General features: G+C 48.1%; 19 protein-coding genes. 13 read left to right on the forward strand and 6 right to left on the reverse strand.

Annotated features, from left to right (window positions below; genetic code table 11):
- The first annotated feature begins 31 nt into the window (after positions 1 to 31).
- Positions 32 to 1,261, forward strand: a complete 1,230-nt coding sequence (locus tag MHI14_RS28865; protein ID WP_341131861.1) for an anhydro-N-acetylmuramic acid kinase — start codon at positions 32 to 34, stop codon at positions 1,259 to 1,261.
- A gap of 125 nt (positions 1,262 to 1,386) precedes the next feature.
- Positions 1,387 to 2,226, forward strand: a complete 840-nt coding sequence (locus MHI14_RS28870; protein WP_036616797.1) for a MurR/RpiR family transcriptional regulator — start codon at positions 1,387 to 1,389, stop codon at positions 2,224 to 2,226.
- Between the two features lie 148 nt (positions 2,227 to 2,374).
- On the opposite strand, the gene murQ is transcribed toward MHI14_RS28870, so the two are convergent.
- Both murQ and MHI14_RS28880 read right to left on the reverse strand, forming a co-directional pair.
- Entirely contained in the window at positions 2,375 to 3,280 is a 906-nt protein-coding gene (murQ, locus tag MHI14_RS28875) for an N-acetylmuramic acid 6-phosphate etherase (protein WP_091038024.1), read from the reverse strand.
- Positions 3,281 to 3,302: 22 nt separating this feature from the next.
- A complete protein-coding gene (locus MHI14_RS28880; protein WP_341132035.1) occupies positions 3,303 to 4,259 on the reverse strand; it encodes an N-acetylglucosamine kinase in 957 nt (318 codons plus the stop codon).
- Between the two features lie 362 nt (positions 4,260 to 4,621).
- Between MHI14_RS28880 and MHI14_RS28885 the strand changes: the two genes are divergently transcribed.
- The 7 genes from MHI14_RS28885 (at position 4,622) to nagZ (ending at position 12,709) form a co-directional block, all read left to right on the forward strand.
- The gene (locus tag MHI14_RS28885) at positions 4,622 to 5,974 is read left to right on the forward strand and encodes an ABC transporter substrate-binding protein (RefSeq protein WP_341131862.1); all 1,353 of its coding nucleotides are present in this window, start codon (positions 4,622 to 4,624) and stop codon (positions 5,972 to 5,974) included.
- 55 nt (positions 5,975 to 6,029) lie between these two features.
- Positions 6,030 to 6,953, forward strand: a complete 924-nt coding sequence (locus MHI14_RS28890; protein WP_289390902.1) for a carbohydrate ABC transporter permease — start codon at positions 6,030 to 6,032, stop codon at positions 6,951 to 6,953.
- Between the two features lie 64 nt (positions 6,954 to 7,017).
- Positions 7,018 to 7,851 carry a carbohydrate ABC transporter permease gene (locus MHI14_RS28895; protein ID WP_017691096.1) on the forward strand — a complete coding sequence of 278 codons (834 nt, stop codon included), beginning with the start codon at positions 7,018 to 7,020 and terminating at the stop codon, positions 7,849 to 7,851.
- Between the two features lie 43 nt (positions 7,852 to 7,894).
- Positions 7,895 to 9,004: an ABC transporter ATP-binding protein gene (locus MHI14_RS28900; protein WP_091038031.1), complete on the forward strand. Its 1,110-nt coding sequence runs from the start codon at positions 7,895 to 7,897 to the stop codon at positions 9,002 to 9,004.
- A gap of 48 nt (positions 9,005 to 9,052) precedes the next feature.
- Positions 9,053 to 9,763, forward strand: a complete 711-nt coding sequence (locus MHI14_RS28905; protein WP_133386993.1) for a hypothetical protein — start codon at positions 9,053 to 9,055, stop codon at positions 9,761 to 9,763.
- Positions 9,763 to 10,959, forward strand: coding sequence for an exo-beta-N-acetylmuramidase NamZ family protein (locus tag MHI14_RS28910; RefSeq protein WP_341131863.1), 1,197 nt, complete (start codon positions 9,763 to 9,765; stop codon positions 10,957 to 10,959). The genes MHI14_RS28905 and MHI14_RS28910 overlap by 1 nt, the downstream gene beginning before the upstream one ends.
- A 31-nt stretch (positions 10,960 to 10,990) precedes the next feature.
- Positions 10,991 to 12,709 (forward strand): beta-N-acetylhexosaminidase, encoded by a 1,719-nt coding sequence (nagZ, locus tag MHI14_RS28915; protein WP_341131864.1) that lies wholly within the window; start codon positions 10,991 to 10,993, stop codon positions 12,707 to 12,709.
- Positions 12,710 to 12,878: 169 nt separating this feature from the next.
- Here the strand turns inward: nagZ and MHI14_RS28920 are convergent, their stop codons facing one another.
- Positions 12,879 to 14,279 carry a serine hydrolase gene (locus tag MHI14_RS28920; protein ID WP_341131865.1) on the reverse strand — a complete coding sequence of 467 codons (1,401 nt, stop codon included), beginning with the start codon at positions 14,277 to 14,279 and terminating at the stop codon, positions 12,879 to 12,881.
- 267 nt (positions 14,280 to 14,546) lie between these two features.
- Here MHI14_RS28920 and MHI14_RS28925 point away from each other — a divergent pair, with 267 nt between their 5' ends.
- The 3 genes from MHI14_RS28925 to MHI14_RS28935 all read left to right on the forward strand — a co-directional run bounded on the left by MHI14_RS28925 (position 14,547) and on the right by MHI14_RS28935 (position 18,203).
- Complete coding sequence (locus MHI14_RS28925; protein ID WP_341131866.1) at positions 14,547 to 16,520, forward strand: methyl-accepting chemotaxis protein; 1,974 nt, start codon at positions 14,547 to 14,549, stop codon at positions 16,518 to 16,520.
- 216 nt (positions 16,521 to 16,736) lie between these two features.
- The gene (locus MHI14_RS28930) at positions 16,737 to 17,930 is read left to right on the forward strand and encodes a DUF2087 domain-containing protein (protein WP_341131867.1); all 1,194 of its coding nucleotides are present in this window, start codon (positions 16,737 to 16,739) and stop codon (positions 17,928 to 17,930) included.
- 99 nt (positions 17,931 to 18,029) lie between these two features.
- The gene (locus MHI14_RS28935; protein ID WP_176873052.1) at positions 18,030 to 18,203 is read left to right on the forward strand and encodes a hypothetical protein; all 174 of its coding nucleotides are present in this window, start codon (positions 18,030 to 18,032) and stop codon (positions 18,201 to 18,203) included.
- Positions 18,204 to 18,391: 188 nt separating this feature from the next.
- On the opposite strand, the gene MHI14_RS28940 is transcribed toward MHI14_RS28935, so the two are convergent.
- On the reverse strand, positions 18,392 to 19,888 hold the full coding sequence (locus MHI14_RS28940) for a monooxygenase (RefSeq protein ID WP_341131868.1): 1,497 nt from the start codon (positions 19,886 to 19,888) through the stop codon (positions 18,392 to 18,394).
- Between the two features lie 24 nt (positions 19,889 to 19,912).
- Entirely contained in the window at positions 19,913 to 20,314 is a 402-nt protein-coding gene (locus MHI14_RS28945; protein ID WP_091038044.1) for a RidA family protein, read from the reverse strand.
- 290 nt (positions 20,315 to 20,604) lie between these two features.
- Between MHI14_RS28945 and MHI14_RS28950 the strand changes: the two genes are divergently transcribed.
- A complete protein-coding gene (locus MHI14_RS28950) occupies positions 20,605 to 21,081 on the forward strand; it encodes a MarR family transcriptional regulator (protein ID WP_036673216.1) in 477 nt (158 codons plus the stop codon).
- Between the two features lie 475 nt (positions 21,082 to 21,556).
- Here the strand turns inward: MHI14_RS28950 and MHI14_RS28955 are convergent, their stop codons facing one another.
- Positions 21,557 to 23,557, reverse strand: coding sequence for a methyl-accepting chemotaxis protein (locus MHI14_RS28955; RefSeq protein WP_150365254.1), 2,001 nt, complete (start codon positions 23,555 to 23,557; stop codon positions 21,557 to 21,559).
- Between the last annotated feature and the right edge of the window lie 263 nt (positions 23,558 to 23,820).

Below are 23,820 nucleotides of genomic sequence, written 5' to 3' on the forward strand. Positions count from 1 at the left end.
TTCATCGGGTCTTGCAGGAGGTTGGAAGTGGATGGATACAGGCAGCTATCCGATGTGGGAGAAGTATCGTTTGAAGCAGGAGCATCTGGTCATCGGACTAATGTCAGGAACGTCACTTGATGGAACAGATGCGGCACTGGTGCGTATTCAAACCGATATGAGCAGGGCAATACAGCAGATCGAGCTGGTTGATTTCGTCTGTGTGCCGTATTCGAATGGATTGAGAGACGTACTGATCCGGTTATGTTCACCGGGGACGGCGCGTGTCGACGAGCTGACAGCCGCGCATTTTGGTGTATCGGAGTGGTATGCGCATAGCGTTACGGAACTGATGCGGTCTGCCGGTATCTCAACGCAGCAGGTGGATGTGATTAGCATGCATGGACAGACGGTATGGCATGCTCCTGTAGCCTCTGCATTTCCAGGGCCAACGGGAGCCAGTATTGATGTGGTATCGACATTGCAGATCGGTGAATGTGCTGTCGTTCGAGAACGGACAGGACTGCCAGTGATTGGTAACTTGCGTGCAAGGGATATGGCCGCTGGTGGGGAAGGTGCCCCGCTTACGCCTTATGCGGATGCTCTGATGTTCCGTAGCCCGACGGAAGGACGGCTGGTGCAGAATATCGGTGGCATTGGCAATGTGACGGTGCTTCCCTCTGAGTCATCTACCGAAGGTATTTCGGCATTTGATACGGGACCGGGCAATATGGTGATGGACGCCATTGTGCGGCAGGCAACGGATGGGCGGCAGCATTATGATCCGAGTGGAAGCATTGCCGCACAGGGAAAGGTCGATCAGCGTCTGGTAGAACTGTGTTTGGAGGATGAGTATTTCAAAAGAATTCCGCCGAAAAGTACCGGGCGAGAAGTATATGGAGCCGCGTATGCAGTGAGACTGATGGAGATGGCCGCAGGGCGTTCCTTATCCCTTGAAGATACGCTGGCTACTGCCACCTGTCTGACCGCGGAAACCATCGTGCTTGCAGTGAAGGATTTTATTCTGCCCAAGGTGCAAATATCGGCCATGCTCGCGTGCGGTGGTGGCACTTCCAATGCCACGTTAATGGAGATGATCCGTCAGAGACTACCGAAGGATATCCGTTTGGAACGAACAGCAGATTATGGCGTACCTGATGATGCTCGGGAAGCCATTGGATTTGCTCTACTTGGCCATGAGGCACTTATGGGCAGAACCAATACACTCCCGGCCGTAACCGGCGCGAAACACGCCGTAATCTCAGGCAATCTCACACTCTAGTGAGGCCTGACTTTAATTGGAGTTCAGTTATGGAAGGGCGAGGAATTCGATTAGACGCGAGTGGAATTATAAGATAAAATGCTTGTACATGAATGCAGTACGGAAAGGAGGAGCGAATGGAAGGCATGAAAGGTGGACTTGTGCGTTTACGCGCATTAATGGATGACTTGACTCCGTCCGAACGGAAGATCGGAGCTTATATTCTCGATCACCCGCAAGAAACTGTTCAATCCTCGGTGGCCCAGTTGTCTGAACGGAGTGGAGGCAGCCCAGCTGCCATTATCCGTCTCTGCAAATCACTGGGTGTAACGGGTTTTCAGGAGCTGAAGCTGAAGATTGCCGGAGATTTGCAGACGAGTGAGCCATATCAATATACGGAGATTCGTCCCCAGGACTCCATGGAGAGCATTATTCAGCATGTGTCCGCAAACAATATTCAGTCGGTGAAGGATACGGTTCATATTCTGGACCCACGTCTGGTGGAAAAAGCTGTGGACGTGCTTCATCAGGCGAACCGGATCTTTTTCTATGGAGTAGGGGCCTCCAACCTGATTGCGCTGGATGCACATTACAAGTTCATGCGAATCAATCGCACAAGCTTTTCGTTCGCCGATCCGCATATGCAGATTTCGTCCGCAACGACGCTTCGTGAGGATGATGCGGTTGTATGTATCTCGTATTCAGGGGAGACGTCGAACGTAATCTCCTGTCTCAAGCATGCTCATGATGGCGGTGCAGCGACAATCAGCATTACCAAGTGGGGCAGCAATACACTCAGTAGTATGGCGGATGTACCCCTGATGATTACTTCCACCGAAAGTGATATTCGGAGCGGAGCAACTTCGTCACGGATTGCACAGCTGAACGTGATCGATATTTTGTATCTAGCGATTGCCAGTCGGGATTACAACCAGTCGGTGGAGTATTTGGAGAAGAGTCGACAGGCTATTCTGGAGCACAAGTGAAGTAGAACCATATGAATCCCTTTCTGATTATGCAGGAGGGGATTTTTTGACGATTATATCCGCTTTTAGTATAAAAAAATCAAAAAAAGAGCCCAGACTAATATCGGGCTCCTCTCTTTCAACCTCTAGAAATATCCCACTGTACGGCTCAGGAAGGCCCCGCAATGGCGCTGCGGACAAATCCGTCAGCCAGATCAAGCCTGTGCTGGGCTTCCGTTGCGTCCACGCCTGCCATGAGCATGACGATTGCCGTTTTTACATGACCGTCTGCACCGGTAAAAGCCTCTTCAATATCGGCTTCATTCGCTCCGGTTGCCAGATGGATCATGCGTTTGGCCCGATGGACAAGCTTCTCGTTCGAAGGGTTCAGATCAACCATGAAATTACGGTAAACCTTGCCCAGACGAATCATGGCGGTAGTGGTGAGCATGTTCAGAATCATTTTCTGGGCGCTGCCTGCCTTCATACGTGTTGAACCCATGACAACCTCTGGGCCGACAACAGCCTCAATGCTCACATCAGCCAACAGGGTCATCGGCGTGCCTGCATTATTACTCAGGCTGATCACCGTAGCCCCGATCTCCTTGGCGTGTCTCATCGCACCCAGCACATACGGCGTTCGTCCACTGGCTGCAATGCCAACCACGACATCGTTTTTGTCTAAGCCATGTTCATCAAGGTCCGCAGCTCCCAACTCCTCATTATCTTCAGCACCTTCAACCGGGTCCTTCACTGCCCGGAATCCCCCTGCAATAATACCCTGCACCATGGAGGGCGGGGTTCCGTAGGTAGGCGGGCATTCCGAAGCGTCAAGTATTCCTAATCGTCCACTGGTACCTGCGCCTACATAAAAAAGCCTACCGCCAGACTGAAACGCCTTCAAGATCCGATCCGCAGCCTGAGCAATGACCGGAATTAGGGGCTGAATGAGCTCCGCAATCCGTTGATCTTCCTTATTAATTAGCTCCATAATTTCTGCCGAAGGCAATTCATCTATATGATCCGTTAGTGGATTGGGTTGTTCTGTTATTAGTGAATTCAGCATGTGATTCATCTGTATGGCCTCCTTCTCTCTTTTAAAATGATTCATTCAGGGAACAGCGTTTTCTTGCCAGTTGTGCTGCGCCAACCGCTGGAGCGGGGGCATCTTCACGATATACAAAGTCCAACTCTCCATAATATCCCGATAACTTCTGAATAAATGTATTTCGGAAAAGTGCAGCGTATCGAAAAAGTGATCCGGACAGGACAACCTGAGTGGATGCAAATTCCCGATGACGGGCAATCAGCGCCTTGGCGGTATCCGCCAATTGGGAGGCTTCGTCGATGATCAGTGCCCGGGCGGCCTCATCTCCGAGTTCAGCTGCTTCTATAGCTAAGCGGGCGATGGATGCGGTCTCGGTTTTGCCCCAATCCGTCTGATACACCCGTGTCTTTAGCTCCGATATATCCCGAAGGTTCAGTTTCTTTAGAAGAAGCGGGGTTAAACGGGTTGGAGGAAGAACACCGTCATAACTCTGCATAACCACTTGGAGTGCACGCTGCCCAATACGATAGCCGCTCCCTTCATCTCCGAGCAGGTGACCCCAGCCTCCTGCACGGTATCGCTCGCCTTCCCGCGTAAATCCGTACACGATGGACCCTGTTCCAGAGATGCATAATACACCGTGCGTATGTCCGAGAGAGGCCATCAGAGCAATCTCTCCTTCGGATACAACCCAGACTGGACAACCTTCTGATGACTGTCGATTACGACTCTTCATATAGTTATTTACTGTTTTGGCTATAAGTTGCCGCTCTTGGATCGTATCTACACCTGACATACCAAGGCATATACCCTCACAACTTGTCGATAAATCACTTATTAGATTAAATAGCTGTTCCAGCACTCGTTGCAGTTCGGAAATGGCCTGTTCAGTTGATACGCTGTGAGGATTCGTGGGACCGCCGCTGAGTCGGGCGAGAATTTCACCAGTTTCAGAAATGATTGCTGCATCAGTATTGGTACCGCCTCCATCTACGCCTACATACACTCGCAAAGTGGCTCACCTCGCTTGCTTTGGTTTTCTTTTTACATAGTATAGTTGGATGAAAAGAAAAAGTAAAATTAAATTTTATAACAAAAAATAATGTTGAATTTTTATTTTACAACTCATATAATGAATTCAATCTACAATTTTGGAAGGAATCAATACTGTTAATGTCAATTAAGTTGACGTTAATATTGCATTTAAGAGATTTAGCCTGCGACTGGCAGGCCCAATCTACAGGGGAGGTGCTTTTCCTTACTGCCGCGTGTATAGGTGGATGGCGTTTGAAGGCCGAACGATCACAAAGGGGTAGCATGGTTAGGCAATGAAAGAATCGGATGATGACATGCGAAGGAGATGAAGGGATGAAAAAGAAGGGTCTGGTTTGGGCAATGTTGTTGATGATGGTCTGGGTTACAGCCTGTGGGAATAGCGGAGGTGCTGCTTCGGATGACCCGAATGCCGATGATACGGTAACGGTATGGACCTATCCTGTACATGGCACATATGAAGATGAACTGAAGGATCTAATCTCTGATTTCAATAAAGAACACCCGAACATTACCGTGAAGACGGAAATGCTCTCCTGGGCGGAAGGGCCCAAAAAATTCGATGTCGCTCTGAACGCAGGTAACCCGCCGGATCTTTATTTTCATAGCGTAGACGGCACATATGTGAATACGGGATTGGCACTTGAGCTGGACAGCTACCTGACACCTGAGATCAAGGACGACTACCTGCCAGGTACGCTGGATTTAGGCCAGATTCAGGGGAAACAGTACGGACTGCCGTTGTATCAATTCCAATGGGCTTGGGGTGGTAACAAACGTATTCTGGAGGAAGCGGGCATTGATTGGAAGTCCATTCAGCAAAATGGCTGGACCTGGTCCGAATTCAACGATGCTGCTGCCAAGCTGACCAAAACGTTGGATGGCGGGGCCAAGCAATATGCACTGGTTACCGACGGAACCTCGCTTGACTTCATTGAAATGCTGTCTCGTAACAACGGGATGATCGATGTTCTTGATAAAGACGGCACGTTCCAATGGAATGATGGTCGCATTCTGGATACTCTCTCTTTTATCAAAAACCTGATGGATCAAGGGTATATGCCGAAGGAAACGGCGGCTCTCGCTCCAGCGAAACGGACGGATATGTTCTACGCGGGGGAAACGGCGATTATCTCCAAAGCGATTCCTTATTATGATGTGATGATTCAGAACCGCAACAAGGACATCGATGATGGCAAGGTGCAAGGAGAGAAGATTGATTTTGTCCTGTTGCCTGTACCACATAATGATGATCAACCTGCGGCCACAACGATGGGCGGCGAAGGGTATGTAGCATTCAAACAGAAGAAGGACAAAGGCGAACAGCATGCCCAAAATACGTTCCTTGTGATGGAGGCGCTTAGTGGTGCCAAAGCAGGGAACTCGGCCAATGAACTGGCACTTCCATTCGTAAGACAGTCCCAAGTGGAACTGTTTAAAGGAAAAGAACTTGGTCAACCGGATAATCTGGCTGCTGCAAAAGTCATGGCAGAGAATATCGCGATGCCGGTTGTACTGGAACTGGATATCGACAAAGCATCCCAGCAAAAACAATTCAAGGAACAGGTTGTGAAGCCAAACATCCAGGCGCTGTTCTCGGGAGAAAAATCACCAGAGCAGATCGCAGAAGACTTCAAGAGCAAAGGCCAGCAGATGTTTGGACAATAACTCGGACAATCAAACATAACGTAAAACCACACTGATTAGGAGAGGAGGATTCGCCATGCAGACCGCCCTTGCGCCAAAACCGTCCGTGCCTCGGACTTCCCGGGTTGCCCGGTTTTGGCGAGACTACGGGTGGGCGTATTTGTTTATTTTGGCGCCTGTCCTGCTGTTTCTCATTTTCACACTGTATCCTGTTCTGACGGCTCTTGTGATGAGCTTCCAGAAATACAACATTATGAACTCAACGTGGGTTGGATTGGATAACTACGAGCGTTTAGTGAAGGATGAGACGTTCTGGAAGTCGATTAAAAATACAGTGATCTTCACCGTAGGCACAGTCCCGGTCAATATTCTCATTACATTTGTACTGTCTTATTTCATCTATCAAATGAAAACTAAATGGCAGACTTTTTTCAAAGCTACCATGTATCTGCCTGCGGTAGCCTCCGGGGTAACCATCTCCATTGTATGGCTGGCAATCTTTGACCCGACGGATTCAGGACTGCTGAACCGCTTCCTCGGCCTGTTCGGTCTTGACCCGGTAATCTGGCTGGGCCAATCGGGAACGGCACTCTTTTCACTCATTCTGATGAACTGGCTTGGATCACACGGAGCGGGCATTATTCTGTATCTGGCAGCCATGGGTGGTATTCCGAAATCGCTGTATGAAGCGGCGGATATTGATCATGCCAGCGGCTGGACCCAGTTCAGCAAGATTACATGGCCGCTGCTCAAACCAACGACGCTGTATCTGCTCGTCACGGGTGTTATTACATCCTTCCAAGTGTTTATCTCGGTATATCTGATGACACAAGGTGGACCAAACTTTGCGACAACTACAATCGCTTATCTGATCTACGAGACAGCATTTAAGTTCTATGAATTCGGATTGGCTTCGGCACAGTCGTTCGTATTGGCAATTATCATCATTGTCATCTCCGTCATTCAGTTCAAATATTTCTCCAGCGATATTGAGTATTAGAGGTAGTTCAAAACACGTGCTATTAGAGCACATTGCATTAAGCATCCGGGGGTGAATGAAATCCATGAAATCAACACAGAAAAAGATCCTGCTCGTTGTTGCATCCATTCTGCTGGTGGTCTGGGCACTGGTGACGGTCATTCCGATGTATTGGATGCTCGTTGGTTCGGTGCAGGATAGCGCGATGTCGGCTTCGTTTAAACCACAGATGATTCCAGAGCAGCTGTCGTTATCACCATATGAGCGCTTTTTTGCCAAAACCGATGCCTGGCGCTGGTTATACAACTCGCTGCTCATCTCGATCATTCTGACCGTTACAAATGTATTCTTCGCCTCCCTGGCGGGATATGCGTTCGCCAAACTGAAGTTTCCGGGTAGTCAGGCGGTATTCTGGACGTTGCTTGGGACAATGATGATCCCGGCACAGGTGACGCTGATTCCTTTGTACATTCTGATGGTCAACGTGTTTGACCTGGGGGATACGTATACGGCCATTATTCTGCCTGCTGCCGTTAGCGTAGGGAACATATTCTTGATGAAACAGTTTATGTCCACGCTGCCCACATCGCTGATCCATGCGGCACGTATCGATGCATGCAGTGAGTTCGGTATCTTCTGGAAAGTCATTCTGCCGATGGCAAAGCCGGGAATCGCGGTGCTGGCGATATTCACGTTTGTGGCTTCGTGGAACGAATTCTTCTGGCCGTTCCTCATTACCAATTCCAACGAGATGCGTACCATTCAGGTGGGGTTGGCCTCGTTTGTATTTGCCGAATCAACGGACTTCGGCGCAATGATGGCAGGGGCAACGATTGGTGCACTGCCCATGATCATTCTGTTTTTCTCACTGCAACGTTACTTCCTGCAGGGCATTACGATCGGTGCGGTTAAAGGTTAACTGTTAGTTCAGGACAAGCGACAATGTAAAGGGGGATCTACCTATGGCACGCGTGGAGTTTCGCCAAGTGCGCAAAGAATTCAAAGACGATCATAAAGGAACGTTCACGGCTGTGGCCGGCTCGGACTTTGTTATAGAAGATAAGGAATTCGTAGTGTTTGTGGGTCCTTCAGGCTGTGGCAAGACAACGTCACTGCGGATGATTGCCGGACTTGAAAAACAAACGAGCGGTGATATTGTGATCGGTGACCGGCTTGTTAACGATCTGCATCCGAAGGATCGGGATATCGCGATGGTGTTTCAGGATTATGCACTTTATCCGCATATGACCATCCGTGAGAATCTTTCCTTTGGCCTGAAAAATCTGAAAAAGCCAAAGTCCTATATTGATGAACAGGTGCAGAATGCGGCCTCCATTCTTGGACTGGAAGCGATGCTGGAGCGCAAACCACGCGAGCTGTCTGGTGGTCAGCGCCAGCGTGTTGCGGTGGGCCGGGCGATCGTCCGCGATCCGCAGGTGTTTTTATTCGACGAACCACTGTCCAATCTGGATGCCAAGTTGCGGGTGCAGATGCGGGTGGAGTTGGGAGAGCTGCATAAACGTCTCGGTGCCACGATTGTGTACGTGACGCATGATCAGGTAGAAGCCATGACACTTGGGGAACGCATCGTGGTCATGAATCATGGAGATATTCAGCAGGTGGCTTCACCGAAAGAACTGTATGCGAGTCCGCGAAATATGTTTGTTGCCGGATTTATTGGTTCCCCGGCGATGAACTTCATTGATGCACGGATTGAAGGCACGCAGGTTGTCATCGAGGGAGCATCATTCACCTTGCCAGCAGATGTACTTGCTCGTCTTCAGAGTCATCAAGGCAAGCCGGTGATTATGGGTCTGCGTCCAGAACATATTTTTGGTGATGATGTCGCTCCGAACATCCCGACAGACCATATGCTGCAGGCGCGAGTTCAGGTTGTAGAGCATCTGGGCTCCGAGAATTTGGTGTATTTCCATTCCGGTGCCCGTACTGTTACGGCTAAGGTTCACCCGGAAACACATGCTTATGTAGGAATGGATAAAAAGTTTGTGCTGGACTTACGTAAGGCACACTTTTTCGATCCAGAAACGGAGCTTGCGATTGGACGGGAGTAAAAGACGAGGCCTGGTGAAGAAGGAACGGTGAGAAAGGGGAGGGTGAAGATGCGTAAGTTGAGTGAAGTGTTGATCAAGTCGGGCGCAGAAATCTATCGGGATATTATTCCGGTGGCCTTGTACAGTGTCGTTAGCTCCATCGTATTGGTTCCCATTCTGATGTTTGCTCCGTTGCCGATCGCGGTGCTGCTTCTGGCCTTGATATATATGCCCATCCTGTTCGGTGTTTGTTATGCCGTGCATCACAGATTGGAACGTAAGGAACGGCGCAATGGACTTAAGGATATCTGTGTCGGAACATTGAAGGGAATAATCCCGGGAGGATCGTTGGGTGTGCTTTTCGCGGTGCTTGGCTTCATTCTATGGTCAACCTGGTGGTATTACGGTGGACAGGGTGGAATTACAGGTACAGCAGTGGGTGTATTCCAGACGTTCTTTGTTCTCATGGCGCTGATGTCACAGTTCTATACCTGGCAGCTTGTTTTACAAAAAAACATGGGCATCGTTCAAGCGATGGGGGAAAGTGTAAAGCTGTTCTTCCGTCACCCGGGGTACACGATGGGCGCTTGTTTTCAGGCCATGTGCCTGACTGCGCTGCTGATGCTGACTGTCGTTGGTTTCGGAGCGCTGTTTGGAGGTATGTTTGCCATCTATCAGCATAAGGTTGCTCTTAATGTGCTGGAGCCTGAAGAAGAGCCTGTCGTAACAGGCGGTAATGATCACCAGCATACAGGCTGGATAAGCCAGGGGAATGTGTGATGGGTCAGTTGAATGAGACCGAGCAGATCCCGGCTGTAAAAACGGGAGTTGATCTTCTGTCCAGAGGGTTATCGCATCCATGGATAACGGGTAATCGAATCGGTCTAATTACAAACCCGACTGGTATTACAGCGGATTTTGTATCGACAATAGATGTGTGCGCCGGACTGGCTAATACCGAGCTTACAGCGCTCTATGCCTGTGAGCACGGACTGGATGGAGAGCTTCAGGCGGGTGTCAGATTCGGAGACATGCTTCATCCACGTCTGGACATTCCGGTGTTCAGCCTGTATGGAGATTACAAGAGACCTACGCCTGCAATGCTGGCTGGAGTGGATACGGTGCTATTCGACATTCAGGATGTGGGCATCCGTTATTACACGTATGCCTCAACCTTGTTCCATATGATGGAGGTCTGCGCTGGAGCGGGCAAACGCATGCTGATTCTGGACCGTCCCAATCCGCTGGGTGGAAACGTTGTGGAAGGCGGTGTGCTGAACGCGGGGTATGAATCACTCGTTGGCGCTTGGCGTGTACCTGTACGTACCGGATTGACGGTAGGTGAACTCGCCCTGATGGTCAACAGCGAGATGGATGTACCTTGCGAATTGGACGTGGTTGCCATGGAAGGATGGCCGCGCTCCATGGAGTTTGCGGATTGTGGGCTTCCCTGGATGTTACCCTCTCCCAATATGCCCACGCTGGATAGTGTGCGGGTATATGCGGGTACGTGCCTGTTCGAAGGCACTAATGTATCGGAGGGAAGGGGCACGACTCGCCCATTCGAGTGGATAGGGGCACCTTGGGTTGAGGGTGAACGTTTGGCGGAACGATTTCGGGAATACAAGCTGGAAGGTGTGCATGTGCATCCAGTGTACATGTCGCCAACATTCTCCAAACATGCAGGTGAGCTGTGTGGTGGCGTAAGGATTTTTGTAACGGACAGCAGGAAATTTCGGGCGGTAGAGACAGGGTTAGTGCTTTTGCATGAACTGGTGTCACTCTATCCGGAGCAATTCTGCTGGCTGGAGCCACCAGAGCCGGGTTCAAGGTACTTTATCGACCTGCTGGCAGGGGGGAAGGAAGTCAGGGAAACGATCCATGACCGGGCGGGCTTCGTTCGTTTAATCGAAGCGTGGAATGTACAGGCAGCGGAATGGAAGGAGCGGCGAAAGCCGTTTTTGTTATATGAATGAACGGATGTTTGTTAGCGGAGGGAGGCATGAAATGAGTGGGCCAAAAGAGTTATACCAGTCGAAGCTGAAACAGATGACTTTGCGTGAGAAAGTCGGGCAAATGCTGCTTTGTGGCTTTCATGGAACCGAAGCTGCTGGCGATGTGGAACCCTTTCTCCGAAAGTATCCCATCGGTGGCGTAATCTATTTTGCGCGCAACGTTGAGTCGCCAGAGCAGGTAGAGCGGTTATCGTTAGGGCTACAACAGATTGCCAAAAGCAGCGGTAATGTGCCGCTCTGGATATCCATTGATCAGGAGGGCGGCATGGTTGCTCGAATTACCGAAGGGATAACCTTGATGCCTGGACCAATGGCCATTGCCGCTGCCGGTTCCATTGACGATGCGTATCAGGCGGCATATATCAGTGGGTTGGAGCTGAAGTCCATGGGCATTAACATGAACTTTGCTCCGGTATTGGATGTAAACAATAACGCGGCCAATCCGGTCATCGGTGTGCGATCATTCGGGGAATCTCCACAATCGGTTGCAGAATATGGGGCCAGAACCATTGCGGGAATACAGGACGCTGGGATTGCAGCGACAGCCAAGCATTTCCCGGGGCATGGGGATACGGATACCGATTCCCATCTGGACCTCCCGATCATCACTCATAATCGTGAACGGGTAGAGCGCCTGGAGTTGATTCCATTCCGAGCGGCTATCGCCGAAGGTGTCGATGCCATGATGTCGGCGCATATTTATTTCCCTGCACTGGAACCAGAGCGTCTGCCCGTAACGCTATCACAAACCGTATTAAGTGGTCTGCTTCGCCAGGAACTGGGTTATGAGGGCATGATCGTGACAGATTGCATGGAGATGGATGCTATTGCCGTGAACTATGGCACTGTCGATGCAGCCGTAATGGCGGTAGAGGCCGGGGCAGATCTGGTGTTAATTAGCCATACGGCTAAGCTTCAGGCAGAGGCATTTGAAGCGTTGTTAGCAGCTGTGAGGAGCGGGCGGATTAGCGAGAGACGTATTGATGAGTCGGTGAATCGCTTGTTGATGTACAAGGCGAAGCGTGGTTTGCTGGAGAGTGGAATGGGCGGTGCAGGTGATGATGAAGTGAATATTGTAGTATCGAATGCATCATTGCCAAAGGCATCAAACGCTCCTGCTCTATCCAATTGGTCGGAGCGCAACAGTTCTTTACACCAAGAGGTTGCCCGCCGTATTAGCGAGAATAGTGTCACACTGGTGCGCGATCAGCTGAATATGCTGCCTTTGAAGCCGGAACGCACGCTGGTCATAACGGTTGCCACGTCCGTGACGACAATTGCCGACGAACAGTTGACTCAGACGTTTACCTTGGGCTCAGCCTTATCCATTTATGGTCTGGATATTGTCGATCTGACGGTCACACCCGAGGAAGTCGCCATTCGTTCCGCCCGTCTGCTTCAGGCAGCGGAAGCAGATGACATTCGGCAGATTGTGGTGGGAACCTACAATGCGGGAAGCCCCTCCGGCGATCCACAGTGCAGGCTGATTGGTTGGATACAGCAATTGGGTAAACCACTGGCTGTTGTGGCATTGCGAAGCCCCTATGATCTGCTGGCGCTTCCGGATGCCCAGGTCTATGTAGCGGCTTACGAGAGCCGGCCACTTGCCATGGATAGCGTCGCTCAGGCGCTGATGGGGCGCATTCCTTTTGCGGGGAAACTTCCTGTAACATTAAAGCAGACAGATGATGAAAGAGCGGATGTCTCCTAGGCAGTGATAAGAATATGAGTTAATCTGCCTTTTGCAGGATGAAGAAGAGCTGGATTGTGGGCTGAGCTTATACGGAAGTGTGAGTCGTTAAAATGAAAACATATACAGAGCAAAGAGACGATCCTTTAAAGGACCGTCTCTTTGCTCTGTATAAACGATTGATTATGGATTATTGCAATTGCAGTGCTGCTGCTGTTTTGGCCTCAACTTCATCCACAAGTGAAGTCATGTCCATACCTGCATGGTTGCCGAGCAGGATAATCGTGATATCATCGGACAGATTACGTGAAAAGGCTGTAGCAAACCCGCCACCACTACCGTTGTGGAAGACGGTACGGTTGGTGCCGTTCTCTTTGAGAATCCAGGCGTAGCCATAGTTTTTATCAGAATAAGGCTCATACATCTGTTCAATCGTATCCTGGCTTAGAATCTTGTCTGTATAGAGCGCACGATCCCATTTCAGCATATCGTCCACCGTGGAATAGATGGTTCCTGAACCGGATTGAGACACATAGTAAGGCGCAGTTACCCATGCGTTACTTTCTTGAACAAAACCACTAATCGTATGCACTTTACGGGAGGCCTCTCCCGAATTTTTCATACCAAGTGGTTTCAGTATCGTCTGTTGCACGTAGTCGGCATAACTCATGCCAGATACCTGTTCAACGACGTATGCGAGCAAAACATAACCGCTGTTGCTGTACAGATAGGCACTCCCCGGTTCGAATTTCAGCGTTTTGTGACGAATCTCTTCTACAGTCTCTTCCATAGAAGTTCCTTCACCCCGACCAAATGCGGATGGCAGACCTGAAGTCTGGGATAACAGCATATGCAGCGTGATCTGATCTCCCTTTGGTATCCCAGAGATATACTTGGAGATTGGATCTTGCACATTAATCTTACCATCCTCCACGAGACTCAGAATGGACGCGGCCGTAAAGGATTTGCTCAGCGATGCGATTCGGGTCTTCTGATCCGGGCGATTCAGCGTCTGTTCATCGGCAAGTCCGTAGCCTTGCTTTAGAAGCACTTCACCATCGCGGGCAATCAGAGCCATACCTGGATAGTTGATCTCACGCAGATATGTATCTACGCTGGCAACCTCGCTGTTCAGTAGGCTGACTTGATCAGTGACCATTTTTACACTCATCTGCCCCGTGGCTGTGCGTTGGACCTTGATGTCTGCCTTGATTGCATTAGCCATGGCCCGGACAGGTACCATCAACGTACCGTTAACGGTACGTGAATTCACACCTGTAGCCAGATCGACCTTGTTTACCTTAATGGAATTACTACCAGCCTGATGGATCAGCTTGTCTCTGCCAACGGTAATGGTAGCCGTCTTGGTGCGATTATCCCATTTCAACGTGCCTTTAACCGATGTGACCACATCCCGTAGTGGAACAAACGTTGAGCCTTTGATTATAAGTGGTGCGTTCTTCCAGGATTGTTGCTCACCATTCACTTCAATGTGAACTGCTTGCGTCGCCTGCGCTGCGGATGCCGTAATACCAGCTTGTCCCAGAATCGGGCCTGCGCACAGGATGAGCGCTAACAGAATGCGGAACATGGATGAATATAACGTGGAAATACGTTGTCTTTCATTTGACTTGCGTAAGATTTGAATCCTCTCCTTCCAATCGTTTCATGAATAGCCAGCTTATGAGCATTGTAAACGATCTCGCGTAGAGGGTCAAAATGATTAAGCGGATATAATCCATATCATCTGATCAGATCATTTAAATTAAATTTGTACTAATTTAGTATCTATACATAATATTTTTACAGCGATTGTCCGATAAAAGGATGGGTGAAGATTATGATGGGGGATAGTTAAATGAAGAAAAGGATTCGAAATTGGTTTACTTTAACCGTAAAAAAACGCCTGATTGCTGCATTGCTCCTGTTCCTGATAGTACCGAGCATTACCGTGGGATGGTTGTCTTATCAAAAAGCTGCTGACCAGGTTAAAATGGAGATTATTCGTTCCGCACAGGCCAAAACAGAAATGCTTAGTCTGCAGATAAATCAAATGCTCGATATGGAGAAGGATAACGCAGCGCAGATGGCTGCGGGTATTACTTCAAACGATATTATTAATAAATCCCCTGCGCTGCAAAGGCAGATGGATCGGATGTCTCAGAATCATAAGGAACTGGGTGTACTTACCGCAGGTGCCGAAGATGGTAGCTGGATGAAGTCCCCTGAATCCGAGGAACAGAATTATGATCCTCGAGAACGTTCATGGTATACGATGGGTATGTCCCAGGATGAACCGGTAATCTCGGATACGTTCCAGTCGGCTTCGACGGGCGAATGGGTTGTGACCGCAGCGGTCAAGCTGGCTGACGGCAAAGGGGTATTCGGAGCCAATGTCAGTCTCAATCATCTGAAAGAATCCGTTGATCAGATACGTATTGGTAAAGAAGGAAAACTGTACATGCTGGATAACGGGGGTAAATTCCTGTTCCACTACAATATTGAATCCGGTACACAGTCGGATGAAAGCTACATTAATGAGATGTATACGAAGGAAAGCGGAACGGTGAAGTATACATATGATGGTCACGAAGTGGAAGCTGTGTATTTCACGAATCCGGTGACAGGTTGGAAAATTGTTGGTGAGATGGTTCCTTCTGAAGCAAGTGAAGCCGTAAGACCTATTTTGATCCGTTCAATTACAATTGTGGCATCTGCATTGGTTATTGGGTTGATTCTGCTTATTTTCATTATCCGCAGCATACACCGGCCATTGCTGCAACTAACTCAGGCAGCATCCAAAGTAAGCGCAGGAGATCTCACCGTTCGGGTAGGTTTGCAGCGCCGGGATGAGTTCGGACAACTTGGGGAAAGCTTCGATACGATGACGACATCACTGCGCAATGTTCTTGGAGAGGTACATGATACGTCCAGCCAGCTGGCCGCATCTTCTGAAGAGCTGATGGCAAGTTCTGAGCAGACATCCAAAGCCACAGAACAGGTGGCCGAACTGATGCAGGATGCAGCTGCAGGAACGACTTTGCAGAACAATAGTCTTGCTGCTACAGGTCAACTCGTGGGCGAAATGTCCATTGGAGTCAAAGAGATCTCATCAAGTGCTGAAGACACCGCTCGTATCGCTCTGGATGCTTCCACTAAGTCGGAAGCGGGTATGGTTACCGTGGAAGAAGCGGTTACCCATATTCAACAGGTGAATGACGAGAGCAAAGCCATGTCTGTGGTCATTGAGGATCTGCGCGCGAAAAATGAAGAGATTCTTGTGATTGTGGCCGAGATTACGGCCATTGCCAAGCAGACCAACATTCTTGCTTTGAATGCGTCCATTGAAGCTTCAAGAGCTGGCGAACAAGGGCGTGGATTCGCGGTTGTAGCCAACGAAGTGAAGACACTGGCTCACAGTTCAGGCGCTTCAGCCGAGCGGATTAATGAGCTTATGCATGAGATGCAGGAGAAAACCAATGCGGTGCAATCGACTTTTGCCCGTACGGGAGAAGGTATGGTGAAGAGTTCGCAGATGGTTGCAGAAGCGGGCGAAGCGTTCCATAACATTCGTACTGCGGTTCAGTTGGTGGCTGCACAAGCTGGAGAAGTATCTGCGGCTTCCCGTCAAATTGATGGTGGCATGAGTCATGTCAACAAGGCAGTAAGTGATACCATGGTTCTGTCGGACAGAATTGCCTCTGGAACGGAAGATGGATCAGCGGCGGCTCAAGAGCAGTTGGCTACAATGGAAGAGGTTGCAGCTTCTTCGGCAGCATTGTCACGTATGGCTGAAGATTTGCAAAGCATGATTGAACGGTTTAAGTTGTAACAGGGATTGAAATGAGACTGCAGGGTTGCGACCTTGCGGTCTTTTTTCTGTTGAACAAGGGGTATCCATTATGTCTTCAAAAACAGCATCCTTTTCCGTTATATTGACATATAATAAACAAAATTATATTATGTCTATATATAAACAAACAAAATTATAAAATAATTAATTAGTATACGGTTGGATGACCATACAATGATAAAAAGGAGCTTTTACATGAAATCATCGGAATCCTGGTTGCAAACAGCTTCATTGGAAGAGATCAAGCGTGGTTATATGGAGGAGGGTCCCGCCTATATATGTGTCTGCTGCGGTTACAGGACTGAAGCGGGGATTATCTACCCTGAAGAAGGAGTGCTCTATGAGGCAGCCCGTTATATGCGAGTGCATATTGAGAAGGTTCATGGATCGGTATTTGAGTATTTGCTGGAGCTGGATAAAAGCGTAACCGGATTGTCTGATGTCCAGCGTGGATTGCTGGCCCAGTTTTATGAAGGAAAGAAGGATGCTGAAGTACAGAAGGCCCTTGGTATCGGGAGTGCCTCCACGATCCGTAATCATCGGTTTGTATTAAAGGAGAAGGAACGACAGGCCAAGATATTCTTGGCATTAATGGAACTGCTCAAAAGCAAGGATACCCAGGCTCCAGCCGAATGGGTGTCACCGGTGACAAGACATGGACATACGATCCATCCGAACTCATTTGATATTACAGAACAGGATCGGGAAAAGGTGCTAAACAAGTATTTTCCAGAGGGTAACGGAGGTCCGCTGACGACGTTTCATATGCAGCAAAAGCATAAATATATCGTGCTCACCGAAATTGCCAAACGATTCGAGACAGAGCGCAAATATTCCGAGAAACAGGTCAATGAGCTGTTGAAGGAAGTTAATGATGATTACGTGGAAATACGGAGGTATCTCATCGACTATGGTTTGCTGGAACGTGAGCCAGACGGCAGTCAGTATTGGCTGGCAAGCAGCGCAGATCAACAGAGCACCGGAGATGGAAAACAGGAACGTAAAGAAAAGGGGGAGCAGGAGAAGATGAATCGTCGCAAAGAATTGCAGGAACAGGCCAAAGAAGTTAAAACGGAAGCGGGCGTCTACCAGATTCGGAATGAACGTAACGGCAAAGTTTATATCGACAGCACACTTAACCTGAAAACCATTAACGGACAACGGTTCATGTTACAGATGGGTAGTCATCTGAATCGAAGGTTGCAGGCTGAATGGAATGAATATGGAGAGAATGCGTTTGTGATCGAGGTGCTGGAGACATTGAAGCAAGATGATAACCCGTATTATGATCCCAAAGATGCACTCGCCAAATGTCTGAATCGCTGGTTTGAACAGTTAGAGCCCTATGGAGATCAAGGGTACCACGGAGATAAAAAGCAATCGGTTTAACTCCGTTATTCCGTACCAAACCCCTCTTATTCAAGCGAATGCATAGAATTGCTTAATTTTCTCAGGCTTCAGGGATCATCATGAGTTCGAATAATTCTATTGTGCAGTTGGGCAGCTGTAGAGGCTGTAATCGGAGGTATTGTTGTAGAAAGCATCTCGCTAGCATCCGTTGGTTTGCTTGGTGGAGCTTTGGTTGCCATTGGACTGATCCCGGCTATTATTTCATTGTCCCTGCGTCGCCGATCTGCAGCTGCGGAACGAAATGGAGCGTAAAGTACCTTCTTTCTCAGAAATGAAAATACCGCCTGAGCGTTGTTGAATAACGCTCAGGCGGTATTTCCATACTCATGGAGAACATTGCATTGCGTTTTTTTAAGTGCAGCATACCGTGATAGTTCATTCAGACGCTCCAAATACAACTTCATCCTATGGGAAGTCAGTTGTGCACCTCGAACGAATGACTACACGGTAATGTCTCCGCACCAGCGAGTGATTCCTTCATTTATGGTTTGCATTGGATTTGGATCGGATAGAGAAATCGCCCAGGCAATATGCCCATCCGGCCGAATAAGCGCCGTGTGGACGTCGTTCCAATCCGCGTCAGCCTCAGCCAAAGAGGCATGTACAACTTGAAGGTTGTTATACGATTTCCATTGACCGCTATTCTGTTCATTAGAATGGAAATGCAGCAGAAGAAAAGTACCTTTGTGTAGTAACGGATAGGCGTTGATCAATTGCCCGTCTTTCAGCTTTAAGCTTAGATCCTTAAAACGTTTCCCATTTAAAGGATGTGGAGGCGCTTCGGCGTCTGGAGCATAATGTACATCCATTGCGGAAACTTGTGCGGCGATTTGATAATTTGCCTCCGGTATTTGAATCAGTTTAGCTAACATGCTTCGAAGTTCCGTGATAGGGGGAGTCACGTCCAGAAGCAAGGTTTGGACCTCGGTATTCCGGAGCAAGGCCGTATTCCATGGAAAGCGTTCGGCATGATAACTGTTCAATAGCCAGTCCGGAGCCCAGCCTTTGATTGCTCCTGCAAGCTTCCAGCCTAAGTTCATCGCTTCTTGTAAGCCAACGTTCATTCCCTGTCCACCAGCTGGAAAATGAATGTGCGCCGAATCTCCCGCCAAGAATAATCGACCATTCCGATATCGTCCCGCTTGCCGCGTCGCATTTCCGAAACGGGACATCCATTTCACATCGTTCAATCCCAGGTCGCTTCCGGTCGTACGGATGAGCGATGAACGAAACTCTTCCAATGTAACGGGCTCATCCTTAGAGATGTTACTTCTCTCCATATCGATCATCAAGACCCGATACATATGATCATTGATCGGCATGATGCTGACCAATCCTTTTTCTGTAATCCGGGATGTGACACTCATAGGAGCCAAATCAGATAGAATGGCATCCCCCAGAATTGCCGTGAAGGTCGCATCTGTACCTTCAAATGATATATTTGCATGCTTGCGAACCAAACTTCTGGCTCCGTCTGTACCTACCACATAAGCTGATCTTAACGTTGTTTCTCCATGAGGTCCTGCGATCTTAACGTCAACCCCATCCTCATCCTGGTGTACAGATAGAGCCTCAACCTCTCTCCAGACCTCTGCACCAAGGCTAAGCGCCCATTCCTCCAGCACCTTCTCCGTCTCACTCTGCGGTAAAAATAGAGTGTGATTGGAAGAAGAATCCAAAACGGTGAAATCCAAAGGAGCTTCTAATCCGGCGAAATGTCCTCTCGAAAGTAAGCGGCCTTGACTGATTAATTGTGATTTCACTCCACGCATATCTAATATTTCAAGAGTTCGAGGATGTACGGTAAGCGCGCGTGAATAAGGGGTTGTCTCTTTTAATCGCTCAATGACGCAGACCTTTACACCGGCTAATGCCAATTCCCCAGCCAGCATCATGCCGACAGGTCCGCCACCAATCAGGATGACTTCATATTTCATATCAAAACCCTCTTTTCTTATACATTATGGGAAAATCACGATAGCGTCTATTTCGATAAGCCATTCAGGATCGGCTAGTGCTTGAACGCCTATATACGTACTTGCTGTCTTCGGCCAGTTAGGGCCAAACACATGAAATCCTGCCTCAAAAATAATCGAAATCAATTCCGGGTTGTGGTTTACAACAAAAATATTCATTTTTACAATGTACAAGGGATCCGCTCGCACGGCTTCCAATGCATACTTAAGGTTGGTGAACACTTGAATCGCTTGCGCGTAATAGTCCCCTGAACCGACCAATAATCCTGTTTCATCTACAGAAACCTGACCTGAGATGAAAGCCAATTTGGAGGCAGTAGTCACCACGACATGAGAAATTACAGATGTAACCTTATCCGTCAAGGTCTTCGGATTTACGACTTCCATAGGCAGGTATGCTCCATTTCCATATTTTATAAATTTCCTCTTGAAAAGTGGACAAGTATTTCCGTCAAACCTCCTTCATCAATTATTGTTTCGTTAGAACTTTTTTTATTGCCTGTTAAAACAAGTGTGATGAAAATTATATATAATTTTAGTTTCATACGAAACAATATAATTTTACTTAGTTTCTATTTACCATGTCAACCCCAATCCCAATATGGGTATGCCCATATGTTTCTCAGAGAACAATCTATGATATAATAAAACAAATAAGTCGAGGAGCCAGCATAATGATGGATACTGCCAGTAAAAACAAAACGGCCATTCATGAATTTTTCGTTCAGTTTCTTGAGCAAAAAGAGCAATATGAAACCCGAATAACTGCCTCATACCTGGAGGATATCCGGAAGCATATTGAATCAGAATTCAGCTTGAATATGACGGAACTGCACACCATTGCATGCATCGGAGAGCAGGAGCCGATCAATCTCACTTCCATCGCGGAGAGAATCAATTTAAGTAAAGGAAATACCTCCAAGATCGCAAATAAATTACTAAAGGCAGGTTGGGTGCGAAAATCCCAGTTCAACGACAACAAAAAGGAAGTGTATTTTCGGCTAACGCCTATCGGCAAAAAGCTATTTGCTGCTCATGATGAGCTTCATACGAAGGAAAAGCAAAGAATGTACGAATTTTTGGAAAGATATAACGAAAGCGAGCTCGAATTTATTAAACGGCTGTTTGGAGATATGGTGGACTTCTATCGGTAACGTACCCAATAAATTGTTGTACATAGGTTAGACATCAATAACAATTGGGGATACAGTTCAAGTGGGAGGCTGCTTATAATTAATTCATCGGGCGGTCTATTAAAGTGAAGAACTGACAGAAAACAAGACATGCACAAAGTATGCAGAAAACAAAGGAACCGAGGGCAAGAATATTACACGCTTAACCTCGTCCGCAAAATGCAATATTTTAGCGAAGTATTGATCTCAAGTTGAAACACGTTGGTGAACACATCGATGATGCTCATCAGGAAGAAGAAGCGTCCTTCGCCTTCGATCCAGCCATATTTCACGTCCTATCATTACCAAAATCCCCTCTGCCAACGTGATGGCAAAGGGGATTTTGATGTTACAGACTATTTATTAAATAAGTTGGACTAATCTTCTGTACGAAAGCAGCGATTGGAAGGTTGTTCTGTCATCGTAGTGTTAGTGTAAACAATCTTTCGTTCAACGATTACAGCTTGAATTGTTCCACCAGCTTCTGCAGCTTGTGAGCCAGATGGGCAAGGGAATCAGCAGAGGATGATATCTCCTGCATGGAAGCCACTTGCTCCTCCGTAGCAGCAGAGATGTTCTCCGTTCCATCGGCATTGGTTTCCGATATGGCGTGGATCTGATCAATGGATTGCACCACTTCGGCTGTACTTGCGGACATCTGTTGTGAGGCGGCTGCAATGTTCTCAAGCTGATGATTGACGACCCCGACAGCCTCACTAATCTGGGCAAAAGCTTCATCTGCAAACTGAACGGCACGAATGCCGTTGCTTACATCCTGTTGCCCGATCTGTACATTGTGATTGGCCATTGAAATCTCCTGTTGAATCGCTCCGACCATCTCTACAATCTTCTGGCCGGACAGGCTGGATTGTTCCGCCAGCTTGCGGACTTCGCTGGCAACAACGGAGAAACCACGTCCATGCTCACCTGCACGTGCTGCTTCAATAGAAGCATTGAGAGCAAGCAAATTGGTCTGTGCAGCGATATCTGTAATGACAGATACCATCTCACCAATGGATGTGGAATGCTGTTCAAGTCGTCCAGCAGTATCTGCCATACCTTGCACAAAGCGACTGACGGAACTCATCTCGGATACGGCCGTCTGCATGGTTGCATTCCCTTTATCCGCGAGCTCACTTGCTTGCATGGCAGCTTCGGATACTTGCTGTGTGCTGTTCGTTACCTGTCCTACACCTCCAGCAAGCTCATTCATCTGTAGTGCCGTATGTTTCAGGCTGCTTGTTTGTTTCTCAAGTCCAGCTGCGGATTCTTCCGTGATCAGGGCGACTTGCTCTGTTGCTTTGGTTGTCTCCGATGAGTTGACTGCCAATTGTGTGGATGAGGCGGTTAACTCGTCAGCCGTGTGCCGCACGTCCTGAATAACGGTTCGCAAGGATTCGCTCATCTTATTGAAGCTGGTGCTCAGCTTGCCGAATTCATCCTGTCCCAATACAGCAACTTCGATGGTCAGATTACCATTACTAATTTCGTCAGATGCCTTCACCAAGCGGTTCAGTGGTTTGGTGATTGATTGCACAATCCAGAAAATAATGATGGAGCTTACCGCAATTGCAATCGCTACAACAATAAGTGTGGTGTATAGAATCGGACGGACAGAAGCCGTCACTTCCCCACTGTCGATGACACCAACCACGGTCCAGCCCGTCGTTTCATTGGTGGAGAAAAAGGCGTGTTCCTGGTTTCCATTTAGTGTATAGGTCAGACTTCCGTTTTTCTGTGCAAAAATATCTTTATAGGGTGCCATGGTTCCTTCGGTCCCCGGTTTTTCGGTAGGATGTACAATGATTTTATTGGCATTATCAATGATATAGACATAACCCTTCTCGCCAATCTTGGTGGAATTAACCGTCTTCGAGAGGGCTTCAAGCGACAGGCTGACAGAGACGACACCATGGCCATCCGCTGAGGTCTGAGCTACCGATGCAACAACATTGCCGGTATTACTTGATAAATAGGGGGTGATTACGGTAGGGACATCTTTGTTCTGCGTAGCAGCCTGATACCACGGGCGTTCGCGAGGGTCATATCCTTCTTTGTTCACCGCAGTTACAGGGGAGTTAATATACACGCCCTGATCGGTACCGATGGAGGCAAGTTCCACATCATCATGGGTTTCCTTATACGCGTCGAGCAAGGTACGGATGGTATCTGTCTCGTCACCCTGATTGGGTCCGACATTGCCTGCATCCAGCTGACTTGCCAGGAAATCAACATTTTTGCGTGTTGCACCAATGATCTGGTCAATGGTCTGGTTGAGCACAGTAACATTGCTAATTGCGTTTTCATACATTTTCTCTTCAACCTTGGCATCGGCTGTTTGAAACGAGATAATGCCCAGACTGATTGTGGGAATGAGTAGTACGATGGCAAATGACAAAATCAATTTCTCTCTCATCTGCAGCGTTCTTTTAGCCCCTTGTTTACGAATCTTCTTCATACACATTCCCCCTCTGTGTCATCCAACCATTTCCCTGGTGGATATATCCAATCTGGTAAAGTTTCCAACATTTCCAGAAGTTTCTGGTGCTATCGTATGACAAAATTCGAGTTTATTCAACATTATTTATGCGTTTTGCGAAAATATTTTTTCGATTTTGTAGGTATTTAGGATTACATCTGTTCTATAAAAATTAATCTGTCTCTCCCTTAGTGCAAATCTTGTGGTATATTTCTGAATTAATGTGAAGTGAATTTTGCAAA

Source organism: Paenibacillus sp. FSL K6-2393 (assembly GCF_038002545.1).
Lineage (GTDB): Bacteria > Bacillota > Bacilli > Paenibacillales > Paenibacillaceae > Paenibacillus.

Coding starts and splice junctions, on each gene's coding strand:
- MHI14_RS28865 (WP_341131861.1), top strand. CDS start 32: ATGGATACAGGCAGCTATCCGATGTGGGAGAAGTATCGTTTGAAGCAG.
- MHI14_RS28870 (WP_036616797.1), top strand. CDS start 1,387: ATGAAAGGTGGACTTGTGCGTTTACGCGCATTAATGGATGACTTGACT.
- murQ (WP_091038024.1), bottom strand. CDS start 3,280: ATGAATCACATGCTGAATTCACTAATAACAGAACAACCCAATCCACTA.
- MHI14_RS28885 (WP_341131862.1), top strand. CDS start 4,622: ATGAAAAAGAAGGGTCTGGTTTGGGCAATGTTGTTGATGATGGTCTGG.
- MHI14_RS28890 (WP_289390902.1), top strand. CDS start 6,030: ATGCAGACCGCCCTTGCGCCAAAACCGTCCGTGCCTCGGACTTCCCGG.
- MHI14_RS28895 (WP_017691096.1), top strand. CDS start 7,018: ATGAAATCAACACAGAAAAAGATCCTGCTCGTTGTTGCATCCATTCTG.
- MHI14_RS28900 (WP_091038031.1), top strand. CDS start 7,895: ATGGCACGCGTGGAGTTTCGCCAAGTGCGCAAAGAATTCAAAGACGAT.
- MHI14_RS28905 (WP_133386993.1), top strand. CDS start 9,053: ATGCGTAAGTTGAGTGAAGTGTTGATCAAGTCGGGCGCAGAAATCTAT.
- MHI14_RS28910 (WP_341131863.1), top strand. CDS start 9,763: ATGGGTCAGTTGAATGAGACCGAGCAGATCCCGGCTGTAAAAACGGGA.
- nagZ (WP_341131864.1), top strand. CDS start 10,991: ATGAGTGGGCCAAAAGAGTTATACCAGTCGAAGCTGAAACAGATGACT.
- MHI14_RS28920 (WP_341131865.1), bottom strand. CDS start 14,279: ATGTTCCGCATTCTGTTAGCGCTCATCCTGTGCGCAGGCCCGATTCTG.
- MHI14_RS28925 (WP_341131866.1), top strand. CDS start 14,547: ATGAAGAAAAGGATTCGAAATTGGTTTACTTTAACCGTAAAAAAACGC.
- MHI14_RS28930 (WP_341131867.1), top strand. CDS start 16,737: ATGAAATCATCGGAATCCTGGTTGCAAACAGCTTCATTGGAAGAGATC.
- MHI14_RS28940 (WP_341131868.1), bottom strand. CDS start 19,888: ATGAAATATGAAGTCATCCTGATTGGTGGCGGACCTGTCGGCATGATG.
- MHI14_RS28945 (WP_091038044.1), bottom strand. CDS start 20,314: ATGGAAGTCGTAAATCCGAAGACCTTGACGGATAAGGTTACATCTGTA.
- MHI14_RS28950 (WP_036673216.1), top strand. CDS start 20,605: ATGGATACTGCCAGTAAAAACAAAACGGCCATTCATGAATTTTTCGTT.
- MHI14_RS28955 (WP_150365254.1), bottom strand. CDS start 23,557: ATGAAGAAGATTCGTAAACAAGGGGCTAAAAGAACGCTGCAGATGAGA.